Raw genomic sequence first — 17,961 nt, 5'->3', positions numbered from 1 at the left:
GATCAACAGGAGTATTCCTGCTCGTTTTATCTGAACCTTGATAGGGCAAATATCAATGCTGGTAACGACAAAACTTGGCGTATAAAAATAAAAGTGATTCTAAAAAGAGATTATGATTGCAACCGCTCATTGGCCGGAATTTTGTACATTTAAATAGATGTATAAACCCAAATGCTGTATGAAAATATTTTATCACCTGATGCTTTTTGTTTGTTTTATCAATACGAGCATTGTACAGGCTCAAAATAATTACCCTCAGAATTATTTTAGGAATCCCCTCAATATTCCCATGCAGCTGGCTGCCAATTTTGGTGCTGTGCGGACGAATCATTTTCACATGGGGCTGGATCTGAGAACCAATAGCCAGGAGAATTTACCGGTTCTTGCAGCAGCAGACGGCTATGTGAGCAGAATCAAAGTTGAACGATATGGCTTTGGAAATGCAGTGTACATCACGCATCCCAATGGGTATACTACGGTATATGTCCACCTGAACAAATATTTCAATCAACTGGATGAGTATGTAAAGGAAAAACAATATAAAGACGAAAAGTGGGAACAGGACATTACTTTTCAACCCGGACAGTTTCCTGTACAGAAAGGGCAACAGATTGCTTTGAGTGGAAATACCGGAGGATCCGCAGGCCCACACCTTCATTTCGAAATAAGAGATACTAAAACAGAAGAGTGTCTTAATCCTCAACTTTTTGGTTTTACTATTCCTGATAATATAGCACCCATTATAAGCGGATTATACTGGTATGACCGGCGTTTCAGTACTTATGAACCCGGAGCGAACGGAATTGCAGTAAAAAAAGCTGGAAATGTTTATACCTCCAATCTTGTACAAGTTAATTCTCCGGAAATAAGTTTTGCCATTAAAGCCGTTGATAAAGCTAATCAAGGTTTTAATCTGGGTATTTATAATGCAGAATTATTGATGGATGGCAAGCTGATTTATAGTTTTAAAATTGATAAAATCCACTATGATGACACGCGATATATCAACGGTTGTATAGATTATCCTAAATTTATCAGAGATAAAATGGGAATTCAGCATTTATCTGATTTACCGGGCATGAAAATGCAGAATTATAGTCTTCCAAATTCAACCGGGTTTATCAAACTTCAGGATGAAAATGTTCATACTATTGAAATTGTCCTGAAAGATGTAAAAGGAAATACAAGCCGTTTAACAACAAAACTTCAATTAAGTAAAACCTCAGACAAAATAGCTTCTACGACAAAAACAATAATGGCTAACGAAGGAAAAACCATTACCACAGAAAATGCAGAGATTGCTTTTAGTAAAAATGCCATCTATGATGCTGTAAACTTTAATGCTTATGAAAAGCCGGATACCGATCCTAATGCCGTTTCAAATAGCATTGTTTTACAAAGTCCGTACATTCCCGTTCAGGATGAATATACTTTGAGAATAAAACCCAATAGAAAATTAACGAACACAGAAAAAGACAAAGCCGTTATCCTCCTTGATTATGGCAGTGATAAAACCGTTGTCAAGGTAAATTGGAATGGCGATTGGGCAGAAGGAAAATTCAATAGATTGGGTACAGCGAAACTGTTGATTGACAATAGTCTTCCGTCTGTTTCATCAAGTTGGGCAGAAGGAACAATAGTTAATAACAATTCTTTATTGTTAAAAGGAGCAGAGAAAACAGGAGATATTATTTCATTCCGTGCTGAATTGGATGGGAAATGGCTTCGGTTTGCCCGTGTAAAAGATAATTTTGTCTATGCATTTGACGAAAAATGTCCAAAAGGATCGGGTTCTCATACTTTGAAAGTAACAACAGTGAATACAGCAGGAAATACCAATACACAAACCTTTACGTTTCAAAGATAAAACTGTAGCTGAAATCATGAATACATTTTACATGAATACTTCCTACAGTCTTATAATTTTAAATAAATTTGCCTTTTAAAAATTAAAATCATTGGAATTTCATCCGTTAATCGAGAAAGCAGGGATTCAGGAAATCAAAACATTTCAGGAAGAAAAACTTCATGAGCTTTTGAGCTATCTTGAAACTCATTCCCCCTTTTACCAGAAACTGTTCAAAGAAAATAATATCAATATTGCAGATATCCATACGTTGGAAGATCTTCAGAAGATTCCTACCACTACAAAAAATGACCTTCAGCAGTATAATCATGATTTTTTCTGCATCACACCGGATAAAATTGTCGATTACAGTACCACTTCCGGAACATTGGGAGATCCGGTTACTTTCGGATTGTCCGACAGTGATCTTGAAAGACTGGCGTACAATGAAGCGATATCTTTTGCCTGTGCCGGGATTCAAAAAGGAGATGTAGTTCAGATGATTACCACCATAGACAAACGGTTTATGGCAGGTCTTGCTTATTTTCTGGGTTTAAGAAAAATGGGGGCAAGTGTGGTAAGAATGGGGCCTGGAATTCCTGAACTTCAGTGGGATTCTATTTTCAGATATAAACCTAAATATCTGATCACCGTGCCTTCTTTTCTGCTGAAAATGATTGATTATGCGGAGAAACACGGATTGGATTATAAAAATTCCAGTGTTTACGGGGCTGTATGTATTGGTGAAAGCATCAAAAACCAGGATTTTACAGATAATATTCTTTCGCAGAAAATCAAAGAAAAGTGGGATATCAAACTCTTTTCAACGTATGCTTCTACTGAAATGAGTACCGCTTTCACAGAATGTGAATTTCAGATTGGAGGACACCATCACCCGGAACTCATTATTACAGAAATTCTTGATGATGAAGGGAATCCGGTAAAAGAAGGAGAAAATGGTGAGCTGACGATTACAACTTTGGGAGTAGAAGCTATTCCTTTGTTGAGGTTTAAGACAGGAGACCTTGTAAAAGCCCATTATGAACCATGCCAATGCGGAAGAAATACGATGAGGTTAGGACCTGTAGTAGGTAGAAAACAACAAATGATCAAATATAAAGGAACAACACTGTATCCGCCTGCAATGAATGATATATTGAATGATTTTAACAACATTTTATGTTATCAAATCGTTATTCAGGCTAACGAAATCGGTCTGGATGAAATTATCATCAAATTAAGTACTGAAGCGGAACATGAAGGGTTTGTCAATGAAGTAAGAGATCACTTCCGTGCAAAATTAAGGGTAAGTCCGAAAATTGAAATCATAGACTTTGATATTCTGTCCAAAACTGTTTTTAATCCAAACAGCAGAAAGCCAATCACTTTTATTGATTTAAGATAAAATTAAAATTAATGAGTCAATAGAAACTTCCTTTTGTGATATCTTTGACCTCTTAAAATAGAAAACTAATACCATATGAAAAAATTATTCTTGCTGGTCTTTATCGTTATAATGACTACAGCTTTTGGACAGGAGAAAATGAAAATAGTTGCCGGAAGTCTGGGTGTTCTGAAAGATCAGGCCGAAGTAAATGTTGAGGTTAAATTTGAGAACGTTCTGTTTATGAAAGAAAATATTACAGAAGCTCAATACCTTGAAAACCGGAAAAAACAAGTTCTTGACAATCCTAAAAGAGGAGTAGAAGCCTGGAAAAAGTGGATTGAAGAATGGGAAAAATATAAAAATGGATATTATGCAGACTATTTTGCAAAGGGACTGAATAAAACCTACAAAAATATTTCATTTAAAAAAGATACCTCTGCAAAATATACACTAATGATAGAGACCAACTGGATTTTCCCGGGCTGGCATGCAGGGCTTACCGCAATGACTGCAGAAATAACGGGCAAAATAAAACTGGTGGAAACCAATAATCCTTCTGCTGTTTTAGCTGAAATAGAGCTTAAAAAGTTTGATAAATTTGTGCAGAATGAAGAATTTGTAATGGAGTACGGGAGAATAGCGGCAGCTTATGAATCTACTGGAAGATACCTGGGAAGAGAAATTAAAAAATCTTTAAAATAACAAAAAACGGTCTGAACTTTCAGACCGTTTTTTTATGCTTGATTTTGCTGTTCCTGTTTTTCTAATTTGATCAGATTCGCAAGATTTTTAATAACTGTATCGTGCTTTTTTACAAAAGGATTGTCTTTATTCCACACATAACCTGCTAAAACAGCACAGATTTTTTTCTTTACATCCGGGTTTTCCGGCTGGTGAAAGAACAATTCCTGAAGATTTCCGGTATACCATTCTTTTACATACGTGGTGAAAACATCTACACCGTATAAAATATAGTCTGAGTATTCGGTCTGCCAGTCTATTTTTTCTCCGTTTAATTGTCTTAATGCCAGTTTTGCAGCCAACATTCCGGATTCTGTAGCAAAAGCCATTCCCGAAGAAAATACTGGATCAAGGAATTCTGAAGCATTCCCTGTTAAAGCAAATCCTTCTCCGAATAAACTTTTAACAGAACATGAATAATCTTTCAGATGTCTAGGTTCAAAAAGGAAATCTACCTCTCCAAAACGTTTTACATAATAATCAGAAAGAGAAATCGCCTTTCTCAAAGCTTCAGCAGGATCTCCATTTTCAGATAATTTGTCAATATATTCAGTAGGGCCTACAATTCCTACGCTGGTATTCCCATTGGAAAAAGGAATTACCCAAAGCCATACCTCTGTTTCAATAATATCAAAAGAAATCAAAGTTCCTTCTTCTCCAGGTTCTCTGTTAATATCATTCACATGGGAGAAAATAGCAGAATGAGGAGATAGTTTTGAAGGCTTCTCAAGATCTAATAAACGAGGTAGTACTCTTCCGTAACCGCTGGAATCAATCACAAATTTAGCATGGATCTCTTTCGTTTCTCCATCCTTACTTCTTACCGTAGTCACAGAATTTGTTCCATCAAATTTAATGTCAATAACTTCGGTTTCAAATTCAAGATCAATCCCTTTATTAATGACCTCCTGAGCAAGAGTATTATCAAAATCAGCTCTCGGAACCTGCCAGGTCCAGTCCCAGCCTTCCCCGAATTTGTTACTGAAATCAAAAATGCAGACTTCGTCACCACGAAGGAAACGTGCTCCCAGCTTTTTTTCAAAGCCCATTTTGTCTAATGCAGGGAAAAGTCCCGCCTCATCAAAGTGATCCATCACCCTGGGAATTAAGCTTTCTCCGACTACCAGTCTTGGGAATTTCGTTTTTTCGACTACTTTTACGCTGACGTTATTGTTCTTCAGGTACGAAGAAGACACGCATCCGGAAGGTCCGGCTCCGATTACAAGAACGTCAACAGATTCTTTGCTCATCTTTGATTTTTTATTTTAATAATAACTTTTATCTTTGCCGCAAAATTAGTGACAAATAATTAATATTTTACAAAATTATCAACTATTACTTTTAATTGATGAAAATAAATAACTTTTTAGAACTGAAAGACTTTCAAAAAATTATCATTGAGAATGAAAAAATAGAACTGGATGAATCACTTTTATCAAGAGTGGATAATAGTTTTCAGTTTTTAAAGGAGTTTTCAAAAAATAAAGTAATATACGGTGTGAACACTGGTTTTGGGCCTATGGCTCAGTTTAAAATCAGCGATGAAGATACACACCAGCTTCAGTATAACCTCATCAGAAGCCACTCTTCAGGAATCGGAAATCCTTTGCCTGCGGAAGAAGTGAAAGCATGCATGCTGGCAAGACTGAATACCTTATCATTAGGGAATTCAGGAGTGCACCAGTCTGTTATTTATCTTCTTCAGGAACTGATCAATAGAGATATTACTCCATTGATTTTTGAACATGGAGGAGTAGGAGCAAGCGGTGACCTTGTTCAGCTGGCTCACCTGGCTTTGGTATTAATTGGAGAAGGTGAAGTATTTTATAAGGGAGAAAGAAAATCTACCAAAGACGTTTTTGAAACAGAAGGGTTAGAACCGATAAAAGTAGAGATCCGTGAAGGTCTTGCTTTGATGAACGGAACTTCCGTAATGTCAGGGATTGGTATTGTGAATGCTTATAAAGCGAATCAGCTTACCGGTATTTCCCTAAGACTTTCTTGTGCAATCAATGAAATTGTACAGGCTTATGATGATCACTTGTCAGAAGCACTGAACGGAACGAAAAAACATTACGGTCAGCAGAAAGTGGCAGAAAGAATGCGTGCTCATCTGGCAGACAGTAAACTGATCAGAAAAAGAGAAGATCATCTTTATACCCATTTTGAAGAACAGGAAAAAGTATTCAAGGAAAAAGTTCAGGAATATTATTCTTTAAGATGTGTTCCTCAGATTTTAGGTCCGGTATTGGATACGTTGGAATATACAGAAAAAGTTCTTGAAAATGAAATCAATTCAGCGAATGATAACCCAATTATCAACGTTGAAGACCAGCATGTTTACCACGGAGGAAACTTCCATGGAGATTATATCTCTCTGGAAATGGACAAACTTAAAATCGTGGTTACTAAATTGACAATGCTTGCAGAAAGACAGCTAAACTATCTTCTGAATGCTAAAATCAATGAAATTTTGCCTCCTTTTGTGAACTTAGGTAAATTAGGTTTCAATTTCGGGATGCAGGGTGTACAGTTTACGGCAACTTCTACTACAGCAGAAAGCCAGATGCTGTCAAATCCAATGTACGTTCACAGTATTCCAAACAATAATGATAATCAGGATATCGTTAGTATGGGAACCAATGCTGCGGTGATCTGCAGAAAAGTAATTGAAAATGCCTTCGAAGTATTGGCTATTGAAGCCATTACGATCATTCAGGCTGTGGAATATCTTGGATTCCAGAATAAAGTTTCATCATCTACAAAAGAGCTCTATGATGATATCAGAAAGATTATTCCTGCTTTCTCTGATGATATGGTTATGTATCCGTATCTGGAGGAAGTAAAGAAATATCTGAAAGGAATGTAACTATTGACCGCCGTGAATTGTCTTTTTAAAAAAGTACATATAATCCAAGTTAAAAACTAAAAACGATATAAACACTAACGCATGAAATGTGCAATTGTAACAGGAGGCTCCAGAGGAATCGGGAGGGCAATCTGTATAAAACTGGCTGAAGAAAAAAACTATCACATCCTTATCAACTACGCTTCAAACGAAACGGCAGCAAACGAAACGTTGGCTAAAGTGAAAGAACTGGGAGCTACGGGAGAAATTCTTAAATTTGATGTAGGAAATACCGAAGAAACACAAGCTGTTTTAACGGAATGGCAGGAGAAAAATCCTGATGCCGTAGTAGAAGTGATCGTCAATAATGCCGGAATTACAAGAGACGGTCTTTTTATGTGGATGCAGAAAGAAGACTGGAATAATGTGATCAATACAAGTCTGGACGGATTCTTCAATGTAACCAATTTCTTTATCCAAAAGCTGCTTCGCAACAAATACGGAAGAATCATCAATATGGTTTCCGTATCAGGAGTAAAAGGAACAGCTGGTCAAACGAATTATTCTGCAGCAAAAGGTGCTTTGGTGGGGGCTACAAAAGCTCTTGCTCAGGAAGTTGCCAAAAGAAACGTTACAGTAAATGCCGTAGCTCCAGGTTTTATCAAAACAGATATGACTCAGGATTTTAATGAAGAAGAACTGAAAGCAATGATTCCAGCCAACAGATTCGGGGAAGCAGAAGAAGTGGCAGATCTTGTGGCATTTTTAGCATCTAAAAAATCTTCTTACATTACAGGAGAAGTGATTAATATTAACGGAGGAATTTATTCATAACATGGAAAATAGGGTTGTAATTACCGGAATGGGAATTTATTCCTGCATCGGGACGTCTTTAGAAGAGGTCAGGGAATCCCTATATCAAGGAAAATCCGGTATTGTTTTAGATCCGGACAGAAAAGAATTCGGTTTCAGGTCAGGTCTTACAGGAGTTGTTCCGAAGCCAGATCTGAAAAACCTTTTAAACAGACGCCAGCGCATCAGCATGGGGGAAGAAAGCGAATATGCTTATCTGGCTACCATTGATGCTTTAAAACAGGCCAATCTGGATGAAGAATTCTTAGATTCTCATGAAGTGGGAATTCTATACGGAAACGACAGTGTTTCCCAGGCAGTGGTAGAATCTATTGATATTGCAAGGGAAAAGAAAGATACAACATTGATGGGATCGGGAGCGATCTTCAAATCAATGAATTCAACTGTAACGATGAACCTTTCTACCATTTTTAAGCTGAAAGGAATTAATCTTACCATCAGTGCAGCATGTGCAAGCGGATCTCATTCTCTGGGACTGGCTTATATGATGATTAAAAATGGTTTTCAGGATATGATCATCTGTGGTGGTGCACAGGAAACCAACAAATATTCCATGGCAAGTTTTGACGGATTGGGAGTGTTCTCAGCCAAAGAAGATGAACCCACAAAAGCATCCAGACCTTTCGATGCAAAAAGAGACGGATTGATTCCAAGTGGTGGTGCGGCCAGTCTGATCGTAGAAAGCTTAGAATCTGCACAAAGGAGAGGAGCTTCGATCATTGCAGAAATTATTGGGTATGGATTCTCTTCAAACGGGGGACATATTTCAACGCCCAATGTGGACGGCCCGGCTTTAGCAATGGATAGAGCGTTAAAACAGTCAGGATTAAAAGCTTCAGACATCGATTATATCAATGCTCATGCAACTTCTACTCCGATTGGTGATGCCAATGAAGCAAAAGCCATTTATGAGATCTTTGGAAGTGAAGTTCCGGTAAGTTCTACCAAATCTATGACCGGACATGAATGCTGGATGGCAGGTGCCAGTGAAGTTATCTACTCTATTCTGATGATGCAGAATGATTTTGTAGCTCCAAATATTAACCTGGAAAATCCTGATAATGAGGCGAAAAAGATAAATTTAGTCGCAAAAACAAAAAATCAAAAAATTGATGTATTTTTGTCGAATTCTTTTGGGTTTGGGGGAACCAATTCTGCACTAATAGTTAAAAAATTTGATTAAAAACATGGAAAGGGAAAAAATTGTTGCTATTGTTAATGATTTTCTGGTCAACGAATTTGAGGTTGATGGAGACGAAATCAGTAATGATGCCAACCTTAAAAATACACTGGGCTTAGACAGCTTAGATTATATCGACATGGTAGTCGTGATTGAATCCAATTTCGGGGTGAAATTAGGAGAAGCAGATTTCAAGAAAATGGTAACATTTGATGATTTCTATACAACAATTGAACATAAGATTGCTGAAAAAAACGCTTAGTTATTGAGTAAATCTTTATTCTATAAAATGTGCCAATGTAATAATATCACAGTGATCCGGTAACGATCGCTTTAAAAAAGGTATTATTACATTGGTTCTCTGTTATCATAAATTCTATATATGAACAAGTGGAAAGGTAAATCTAAAGGAACAGTACTCGGATACAGAATATTCGTCTGGTGTATTAGAAATATCGGAATCAGAAGTTCATATGGCGTGCTTTACTTTGTGGCAGCCTATTACTCATTATTCCAGAAGAAAAGCAACCAATACATTCTTTATTACTTTCAGAAAAGACTGAACTACGGATACTGGAAATCCAAAGCTTCTATATTTAAAAGCTATTTTACTTTTGGAAAAGTTTTGATTGATAAAACTGCTATTTCTGCCGGACTCAGAGAAAAATATACCTATGAGTTTGATGGTATTGAAAACCTCAGAAACCTTTTAGCCGCAAAAAAAGGAGGCGTGCTGATCAGTGCCCATATCGGTAATTTTGAAATTGCAGAACATTTTTTCGCGGACATCGACTTCGACTGTCAGATTAATCTGGTAACTACAGACCAGGAAGTAACTGTAATTAAGGAATATCTGGAAAGTGTTGCCGTAAAAGAAAGCACTATCAAATTCATTTATGTAAAAGAAGACATGTCTCATATCTTTGAGATCAATAAAGCACTGTCTGAAAATGAATTGATTTGTTTTACAGGAGACCGTTATTTTGAAGGATCCAAATATCTGGAGGCAGAATTGCTCGGGAAAAGTGCTAAATTTCCGGCTGGCCCGTTTTTGATCGCCTCAAGATTAGGCGTTCCCGTAGTATATGTTTATGTGATGAAAGAGAAAAATCTTCATTACCATCTGTATGCAAGAGTAGCCCGGAATATCAAAAACCGTGATTCACAGGGACTTTTACAGTCTTATGTCGATAATCTTGAAACTATGGTGAAAAAATATCCGCTTCAATGGTTTAATTATTTTGATTTTTGGGATGATGTTGATTAATTTTTCTATTTTTATCCCATAAAACGAATAAAAAACTAAAAACCATTAAGATTTACCGAAATTTAAGATCACTTACAAAATTTCTATGCTTGCTTGACCAAAGTAATCTTTAAATGTCTTAAATTCCCTGTTTCTTAATTATTAAAAGCACATTCTCTTTTGAAGAAAGCATACGACATACTTGTAATCGGCAGCGGATTGGGAGGTCTTGTTTCAGCTCTTATTTTGGCGAAAGAAGGCCTGAAAGTATGCGTTCTGGAGAAAAATAACCAATATGGGGGAAATTTGCAGACCTTTTCACGGGACAAACTTATCTTTGATACAGGAGTTCATTATCTGGGAGGCTTATCCAAAGGCCAGAATCTGAACCAGTTCTTTTCCTATCTTGAAATCATAGATGATCTTGAGTTGCATCTGATGGATGAAGACGGCTATGACAGAATCAGTTTTGGAGATGATGAAACAGAGTATCCGCATGCACAGGGCTATGAGAATTTCGTGGAACAGCTTTCCAAATATTTTCCGGAAGAAAAAGAAAACCTTGAAAACTACTGTGAAGAAATTCAGTATGTATGCAGCCAGTTTCCGAGATATCATGTGGTGGGAAAAGACAGCTACAACGAAGAAATTCTGCATCTTAACACCAAAAGATTCATAGAATCTGTTACCCATAACAAAAAACTTCAGTCGGTTTTACTGGGATCCAATTTTTTATATGCCGGAGACTCTGAAAATGTTCCTTTTTATGTACATGCTTTAACAGTAAACTCTTACATACAAAGTGCCTGCAAATGTGTAAAAGGAGGAAGCCAGATCTCTAAACTTCTGATCAGAAAGCTTCGGGAATATGGAGCAGAAGTGCACAAACACTCGGAAGTTTCTGAATTCATTTTTAATGAAAATAATACACTCACTTCTGTAAAAACAAAAACAGGAAAAGAATACTCCGCAAAACAATTTATTTCCAATATTGAAATCCGTTCCACCATTAAGCTGATAGGAGAGGAGAGGCTGAAAAAGTCCTTTCTGAACAGAGTTTTAAGCTGGAAACCGGTTTCATCATGCTTTAGCATTTATCTGGTTTTACAGCCTCACAGCCTACCGAATTTTAATTACAACAGATACCATTATTCATCAGAAGACCTGGTTTGGAATGCATTCCGCTATAAGAAAGAAGCATGGCCGGAAACGTATATGCTTTCCTCTACGCCTTCAAAGCACCACCCTGAATTCGCAGAAAGCCTTACTGCTATTTCTTATATGGATTTTGATGAGGTGAAAGAATGGGAAAATACTTTCAATACCGTAGCAGATGAACATGAAAGAGGAGCTGCTTATGAAAGATTTAAACTTGAAAAAACAGAAAAAATGCTGGATGCTTTAGAAAAGAAAATTCCCAATCTAAGGCATGCCATTAAAACAATATATACTTCTTCTCCCTTGTCCTACAGAGACTATATCGGGAACTTTGAAGGAAATATGTACGGATATATGAAATGCTCGGAGAACCCCTTAAAACAATGGTTTCTCCCCGTACCAAAATTGACAACCTGTTTCTTACCGGGCAATCTGTTAATATGCATGGGATTTTAGGGGTTACCATTGGGGCTTTTAATACCTGCGCAGAGATTCTGGGAAAAGAAACAATTGATATGAGGCTGACACAAATGATTAATAAAAACCAAAGTGAAAAAAAATAATACGTTTCATCTATCTTATAAAAGGGCTCTTTTTTATCTGATTTTTTGTTTTTTCCTCACTTCCTGCGGAATATCGAAGTCTCTTAAACATATTCCTGATGTGAAAGAATACTCTCTGGAGGTTCCGAAAGTAAATAAAATCAACGACAGCACTTTCAGCTACAATCAGAATTATCTTACCAAAAACAAACAGCAGCTCTGGGAGCTTTATATTAAAGGAAATCCTTTACAGCTTGGCTATAACAACGGTGCATTGACGCAAAGCTTAATGCAGAAACAGGAAAGCATTTTCTTTTCAAAAGTGGAAGGTTTTGTGCCGTCAAAATTCAAACAAAGGCTGTTGAGGGGCTTTTTAAAATGGTACAACAGAAAAATGTACCTTAATGTAAGGGAAGATTATCAGGCAGAATTATATGGTTTGTCACAATATTCATCTGACCAGTATGACTTTATTGCTCCCAAATATTTAAGAAACCTTTATCTGCACGGTGCTCATGATATTGGGCATGCTATGCAGGACCTAGCCATGGTAGGCTGTAGTTCTCTCGCTGTATGGAACGAAAATACCGAAGACGGAGATCTGCTGATCGGTAGAAATTTCGATTTTTATGTAGGAGATGATTTTGCCAAAAATAAGCTGGTGGAATTTGTTCAGCCGGAAGAAGGAATTCCTTACATGTCCGTAAGCTGGCCGGGAATGATCGGGGTAGTTTCCGGGATGAATAAAGAAGGTATTACAGTAACTATTAACGCCGGAAAATCAAAAATCCCTTTGACGGCAAAAACTCCTATTTCCTTTGTTACCAGAGAAATACTGCAGTATGCTAAAAATATAGACGATGCTATTGCTATTGCTAAAAAAAGGAAAGTATTCGTTTCAGAATCCATTCTTGTGGGAAGTGCTGCTGATAAAAATGCTGTCATTATTGAGGTTTCACCTAAAAATTTCGGAGTGTACAAAGTACAGAATACAAGCAAGATTCTTTGTACTAATCATTTTCAGTCTGAGGCTTATAAAGATGATAAAAGAAATCTGAAACAGATTGAAGAAAGTCATTCTGAATACCGTTATGAAAAATTGCAGGAGCTTTTGCAGGAAGAAAAGAAGATTACCCCTGAAAAGATGGCTTCCATTTTAAGAAATAGATCCGGCTTACAAGATAAAAGTATTGGCTATGGCAATGAAAAAGCCCTTAATCAGCTTTTGGCTCACCATGCCGTTATATTTTCGCCTCAGAAAAAATGGGTTTGGGTTTCTTCCAATCCCTATCAGCTGGGAGAATTTGTATGTTATGATTTGAATGAAATTTTTTCCGGTAAAAATGTGGGACAAAGTCTCCAGGCGAAAACAGAATTTAATATCATAAGAGATCCATTTGTTGATTCCAAAGAATTCAAAAATTATGAATTGTCTAAAATGTATGGCAAAGAAATCAATGCAGCTGTCAATGATAAAAATACATTGTTGACAGATGATGTTATTACCTCTTATAAGGCTATGAACCCTGATTTTTGGCTGGTGTATTATCAATCCGGGAAATATTATTTCAACAAAAAAGAATATTCAAAAGCAAAAACTGAGTTTGAAAAAGCTTTGACAAAAGAAATTACAACCGTTCCGGACAGGGAAAATGTAGAAAAATACCTGAAGAAAACTTTAAAGAAACTGAAATGATCCCTAAATATATAAAACTGCTGTTCTGCACTCCTTTTGTTATTATCGTCTGTTATTCAGTGTATTTGTGCACCGTATACAGCTCAATACCGGATACCATCACAATTCATGGTTACGGAAACCTGAAAGACAATTATGGAAGCAAAATATTTCTTGTATTCCCTATACTGATGAATTTGGTTATCCTTTTCTTTATCTGGCTGATTATCAGAAGACCGGATAAAATAAAATTTACCTTTGAAATCAACGAAGACGAAAGAGAAAAAACCTATCATATAACACAGCTGGCTTTAGTAATTATTGCGATATTTGTCACCATCATGATGACTCCATTATCATTTTCTGATGTGGTTTTTAAATAATTGATTATGAAAAAGCTTTTAACCTTACTATTTATTGTTTACTCTGTTTTATCCTTTTCTCAGGACAGAAAAGAGATTGGCAATACTTTCATCAAAACTTTGCTGATAGATAAAAATACAGAAAAAGCACATTCTTATTTTGATTCTTCTGTAGCGGGATTGATTCCGGTAGAGCAGCTTAAATCCATCACAGAACAGCTTCAGGAACAACTTGGAGGATTAAAAAATATCCTTGAAGTAAACCATGAAGGAAATACGTACTATTATTATTCTGAATTTGAAAAAACAAAGCTGGATGTTCAGCTTACCTTTAGTGATAGCAATAAATTAATGGGTTTCTTTTTAATTCCTCATAAAACATTTGAAAAACCGGACGAGAAAACCACTTTGAAAATAAAAAGTGATGCTATAGAATTGAATGGAACACTCTTGATTCCGCCTTCCAATGATAAAAAGAGACTGGTTGTTTTCGTGCATGGCTCCGGGGCGAATGACAGGGATGAAACCATTGGAGAAAACAAACCATTTAAAGATATTGCAGAATATCTTTTAGCCAACGGAATTGCTTCTTACCGATATGATAAAAGGACTTATACCTACCCGGAGGCATTCAATGAAAAGTCTACTGTAGAGGAAGAAACCATCAATGATGCAGTGAATGCAGCCGATTATTTTAAGAATAATGCCGATTTTAAAGGATACCAGATTATTATTCTCGGACACAGCCAGGGAGCTTATCTGATGCCTGAAATTGCAAAAAAAGCCCAGGTTTCAAAGTATATTTTTATGGCAGGAAATGCAAGACCGCTTCAGGATCTGTTAGTTGAGCAATACGAATATCTTCATGCTATGGATCCGGCTAAAGTTTCTGCACAGGCTGTTCAGGAAGTAAAAAAGCAGGTGGCCTTTTTAAACTCATCTCAATTTAATTTAAATTCACCGGCATCTGAACTTCCTTTGGGGCAGTCTGCTGCGTACTGGCAATATTTAAAAAATTACAATCAGCTTAACGAGGTGAAAAAAATTAAAGCTCCTATGTTTTTTGCACAGGGCGGAAAAGATTATCAGGTCACTGAGAAAGATTTCAACCTTTGGAAGAATGAGCTGAAGAACAATAAAGCAGCAGTGTTTAAACTGTATCCATCTTTAAGTCATTTATTTATAGTTGGTTCCGGGAAACCTTCTCCAAAAGATTATGAAACGAAAGGAAAGGTAGATGAGCAGTTTTTAAAAGATTTGACACAGTTTATTTTGTGATAATTTTCACATTTTTTTGATGAATTGAAGAAAGAATAGGTATTTTCTTTTGTTTAAATTGATATTTTTAAATAAATATTAGAAAAATGTGTAACATTTCAGATTGATTCCCTACTAACTATTGAATCTAATCTATTAATATTTGTTAAAAGTAATCTAAATGAAAAAATTTCGACTAAGTGTTAAACTGTTGCTGTTTTGTTCTATTTTCAGTGTAAGTGCATTATCTGCACAGAAATATGAACAGACCATTAAGGAGTACGTTAATTCTGCTCAGGGACCATTTCAAAGAATAAATCCTGAACTGAAAACATTCAAAATCATCAATGTAGATCCTTCAAAGAGCTTAAATGGAGATGTTGTAGGGATACAGCAAACCATTAATGGTATTCCGGTTTTTGGAAGTTCTGCCAACGTTTTAATCAGAGAGGGTAAAGTGCTCAACTTTGCAGATACCTTTATTAAGAACTACCCTTCTGTTATTAAAGGAAAAGAAAGTGGTAAAAAAGACGCTTTAATTGCGAGTACCATCCAAAAGCTGAATGGATTATCTTCTGTTAAGAATGTAGACGGAAAAGAAGAGCCGATCATGGCTAATACCGTTTACTTTGCAAAAGGAGGAGAATTGACACTGGGGTATCAATTCTACGTTGAAGAAAAAGGAACAGGCAACGTATGGAATACCATCGTTAGTACAGAAGATGGTACTATTTTGTATCAGGAAAACACGACATTATCTTGTAACTTCCATGACGAAGCTTACGATCATCAGTCGGAAGCATTTGCACAAAATATTCAAACCTCTTTACCTGCTAATATTGCTGCTGCAAACCTTCAGAATCCAGCAAATTTTGTATTATTACCAGATAATGCTTCTTATAATGTATTTGCGTTTCCTACAGAAGCACCTACGTTTGGAGCGAGAACATTGCTTACAAATCCTTGGGATCTGACCGCTTCACCGGAAGGATGGCACTCTGATGGTACTAACCATTATACCATAACAAGAGGAAATAATACATTTGCATATACTGACGAAAATAATACCAATACACCTCAGTTTTCTCCTGATGGAGGAGCAAACAGAACATTTGATTTTCCTTTGGATGTAACGGCGGCCCACACTACCTATACTTCAGCAGCAGTAACTAATTTATTCTACAACTCCAATAAAATGCATGATGTATTTTATAAATTCGGGTTTACGGAATCTGCAAGAAATTATCAGGTAAACAATTTTGGAAACGGAGGCACAGGTAACGACCCGGTTCTTGCGGAATCAAGAGATGGAAGCGGTCTTAATAATGCCAACTTTAATCCGGGAGCAGACGGAACAAGCGGAAGAATGCAGATGTTCCTTTTTTCACCAAGTGGAAACGCAAGATATCTTTATTATAATTCACCGTCTACTTATACTTCCAGAGCGCCAATCGCTACAACAGCCAGCTTTGGACCTCAAATTATGGGGAATCCTCCTGTAACAGGAGATCTTGCTCTTTCAACGCCAGCTAATGCATGTACTACGGTTACTGCAGGAAGTCTGGTAGGAAAGATAGCTGTGGTAAGTGCTGCAGGATGTAATTTCACTGTTAAAACAAAAAATTTACAAGATGCAGGTGCAGTAGGAGTTATTCAGTACCACCCGTCAAGTGATACCCCTATAGGACTGGGAGGTACAGATGCTACCATCACTATTCCAACTATTATGGTAGGGCTGTCAGAAGGTCAGTTTTTAGTAAATGACCTTACTAACGGTATTGTAGGAAATGCTACATTAAAAACAACTGCTGTTTATAAAGATGCAAGTTTGGATAACGGGGTAATCAGCCACGAATATGGTCATGGTATTTCTAATCGTCTTACCGGGACAGGAAGCTCATGTTTATCTTATTTTACGTCTAATGAGCAGATGGGAGAAGGATGGTCTGATTTCTTCGCTTTGATGATGACAACCAGACCGGGAGATACTTCTGCTATAGCAAGGGGGGTAGGAACTTTTGTTTCAGGGCAAACTACTACTGGTCTTGGAATCAGACCAGCAAAATACTCACCGGATTTTGCAATCAATGATTATACTTACGGACGTACAAACGGAATGAAAATAAGTACAAGTATCTCAGGAATTGCTGTTACAGTACCGGATGTTCATAGTATCGGATTTATTTGGGCAAGTATGCTTTGGGATCTTAACTGGAAATATGTAGAAAAATATGGATACAGCAGTAACGTTCTTGTAGATCCAAACAGTGGAAGTGCTAGAGTTTTACAGTTGGTAATGGATGCTCTTAAATTACAGCAATGTAACCCTACGTTTGCTCAGGGAAGAGATGCTATCCTTGCTGCTGAAGCGGCAAAAACAAATGGGGTAGATAAATGTATGATCTGGAGAGTATTTGCTAAAAGAGGATTAGGAGTGAATGCATCTGCAGGAGGTCTTAATGGATTGGAAATTGGAGCGAATCAACCTTTAGCGGACATGAGTGATCAGGTAGAAGATTTTACTGTACCTGCAGAATGTGAAGCATTGGCAGTAAAAGAAACTAACAATTCTAAAGGAATATCTATCTATCCAAACCCTGTAAGAAACGAATTCACGATAAAAACTCCGTCTGATATGAAACTATCAGGAATTACTACGGTTTCTATCTATGACTTTACAGGAAAGCTGATTTCACAGGAAAGCGTTAACCTTAACAAGCAGAATACCATCAGCGCAGAAAAATTAATCAATGGAGCTTATATTGTGAAAGTGAGCAATGATTCAATTGATTATTCTCAAAAGATTATTGTTTCTAAATAGAAATTTATAATAACTAATTGTGATG

General features: G+C 36.7%; 13 protein-coding genes and 1 pseudogene. 13 read left to right on the top strand and 1 reads right to left on the bottom strand.

Translation table 11 applies throughout. From position 1 onward, the window contains the following. The first annotated feature begins 178 nt into the window (after positions 1–178). From CLU97_RS19775 to CLU97_RS19765, 3 genes are all read left to right on the top strand, one after another. The gene (locus CLU97_RS19775; protein WP_121489446.1) at positions 179–1,867 is read left to right on the top strand and encodes a M23 family metallopeptidase; all 1,689 of its coding nucleotides are present in this window, start codon (positions 179–181) and stop codon (positions 1,865–1,867) included. Positions 1,868–1,958: 91 nt separating this feature from the next. After that, entirely contained in the window at positions 1,959–3,251 is a 1,293-nt protein-coding gene (locus CLU97_RS19770; protein WP_121489445.1) for a phenylacetate--CoA ligase family protein, read from the top strand. A 75-nt stretch (positions 3,252–3,326) separates the two neighbouring features. Further along, positions 3,327–3,935 (top strand): hypothetical protein, encoded by a 609-nt coding sequence (locus tag CLU97_RS19765; protein WP_121489444.1) that lies wholly within the window; start codon positions 3,327–3,329, stop codon positions 3,933–3,935. A 32-nt stretch (positions 3,936–3,967) separates the two neighbouring features. Here the strand turns inward: CLU97_RS19765 and CLU97_RS19760 are convergent, their stop codons facing one another. Continuing rightward, complete coding sequence (locus CLU97_RS19760) at positions 3,968–5,224, bottom strand: NAD(P)/FAD-dependent oxidoreductase (protein ID WP_121489443.1); 1,257 nt, start codon at positions 5,222–5,224, stop codon at positions 3,968–3,970. Between the two features lie 98 nt (positions 5,225–5,322). On the opposite strand from CLU97_RS19760, the gene hutH reads away from it, so the two are divergent. The 10 genes and pseudogenes from hutH (at position 5,323) to CLU97_RS19710 (ending at position 17,936) form a co-directional block, all read left to right on the top strand. Then, positions 5,323–6,843 (top strand): histidine ammonia-lyase, encoded by a 1,521-nt coding sequence (gene hutH / locus CLU97_RS19755; RefSeq protein WP_183084618.1) that lies wholly within the window; start codon positions 5,323–5,325, stop codon positions 6,841–6,843. An 81-nt stretch (positions 6,844–6,924) separates the two neighbouring features. Beyond that, positions 6,925–7,656 (top strand): 3-oxoacyl-ACP reductase FabG, encoded by a 732-nt coding sequence (gene fabG, locus CLU97_RS19750; protein WP_121489441.1) that lies wholly within the window; start codon positions 6,925–6,927, stop codon positions 7,654–7,656. 1 nt (position 7,657) lies between these two features. Continuing rightward, entirely contained in the window at positions 7,658–8,878 is a 1,221-nt protein-coding gene (locus CLU97_RS19745; RefSeq protein WP_121489440.1) for a beta-ketoacyl-[acyl-carrier-protein] synthase family protein, read from the top strand. 4 nt (positions 8,879–8,882) lie between these two features. Continuing rightward, a complete protein-coding gene (locus CLU97_RS19740; RefSeq protein WP_034692469.1) occupies positions 8,883–9,137 on the top strand; it encodes an acyl carrier protein in 255 nt (84 codons plus the stop codon). A 120-nt stretch (positions 9,138–9,257) separates the two neighbouring features. Next, positions 9,258–10,142, top strand: a complete 885-nt coding sequence (locus CLU97_RS19735) for a lipid A biosynthesis acyltransferase (RefSeq protein ID WP_121489439.1) — start codon at positions 9,258–9,260, stop codon at positions 10,140–10,142. Between the two features lie 159 nt (positions 10,143–10,301). Then, a pseudogene (locus CLU97_RS19730) lies at positions 10,302–11,842 on the top strand (phytoene desaturase family protein). 37 nt (positions 11,843–11,879) lie between these two features. Then, positions 11,880–13,517, top strand: coding sequence for a C45 family autoproteolytic acyltransferase/hydolase (locus CLU97_RS19725; RefSeq protein WP_228437866.1), 1,638 nt, complete (start codon positions 11,880–11,882; stop codon positions 13,515–13,517). Beyond that, on the top strand, positions 13,514–13,879 hold the full coding sequence (locus CLU97_RS19720; protein ID WP_121489437.1) for a hypothetical protein: 366 nt from the start codon (positions 13,514–13,516) through the stop codon (positions 13,877–13,879). The genes CLU97_RS19725 and CLU97_RS19720 overlap by 4 nt, the downstream gene beginning before the upstream one ends. A 6-nt stretch (positions 13,880–13,885) precedes the next feature. Further along, entirely contained in the window at positions 13,886–15,136 is a 1,251-nt protein-coding gene (locus CLU97_RS19715) for a DUF3887 domain-containing protein (protein WP_228437815.1), read from the top strand. 160 nt (positions 15,137–15,296) lie between these two features. Then, a complete protein-coding gene (locus CLU97_RS19710) occupies positions 15,297–17,936 on the top strand; it encodes a T9SS-dependent M36 family metallopeptidase (RefSeq protein WP_121489435.1) in 2,640 nt (879 codons plus the stop codon). The last annotated feature ends 25 nt before the right edge of the window (positions 17,937–17,961 follow it).

Origin of the sequence: Chryseobacterium sp. 7 (genome assembly GCF_003663845.1) — a bacterium.
Lineage (GTDB): Bacteria > Bacteroidota > Bacteroidia > Flavobacteriales > Weeksellaceae > Chryseobacterium.
This window is presented reverse-complemented; position numbering and strand designations above follow the sequence as displayed.

What these genes read in the sequence shown, in the direction of transcription:
- CLU97_RS19775 (WP_121489446.1), top strand. Translation starts at nt 179, where the DNA reads ATGAAAATATTTTATCACCTGATGCTTTTTGTTTGTTTTATCAATACG.
- CLU97_RS19765 (WP_121489444.1), top strand. Translation starts at nt 3,327, where the DNA reads ATGAAAAAATTATTCTTGCTGGTCTTTATCGTTATAATGACTACAGCT.
- CLU97_RS19760 (WP_121489443.1), bottom strand. Translation starts at nt 5,224, where the DNA reads ATGAGCAAAGAATCTGTTGACGTTCTTGTAATCGGAGCCGGACCTTCC.
- hutH (WP_183084618.1), top strand. Translation starts at nt 5,323, where the DNA reads ATGAAAATAAATAACTTTTTAGAACTGAAAGACTTTCAAAAAATTATC.
- fabG (WP_121489441.1), top strand. Translation starts at nt 6,925, where the DNA reads ATGAAATGTGCAATTGTAACAGGAGGCTCCAGAGGAATCGGGAGGGCA.
- CLU97_RS19745 (WP_121489440.1), top strand. Translation starts at nt 7,658, where the DNA reads ATGGAAAATAGGGTTGTAATTACCGGAATGGGAATTTATTCCTGCATC.
- CLU97_RS19740 (WP_034692469.1), top strand. Translation starts at nt 8,883, where the DNA reads ATGGAAAGGGAAAAAATTGTTGCTATTGTTAATGATTTTCTGGTCAAC.
- CLU97_RS19735 (WP_121489439.1), top strand. Translation starts at nt 9,258, where the DNA reads ATGAACAAGTGGAAAGGTAAATCTAAAGGAACAGTACTCGGATACAGA.
- CLU97_RS19720 (WP_121489437.1), top strand. Translation starts at nt 13,514, where the DNA reads ATGATCCCTAAATATATAAAACTGCTGTTCTGCACTCCTTTTGTTATT.
- CLU97_RS19715 (WP_228437815.1), top strand. Translation starts at nt 13,886, where the DNA reads ATGAAAAAGCTTTTAACCTTACTATTTATTGTTTACTCTGTTTTATCC.
- CLU97_RS19710 (WP_121489435.1), top strand. Translation starts at nt 15,297, where the DNA reads ATGAAAAAATTTCGACTAAGTGTTAAACTGTTGCTGTTTTGTTCTATT.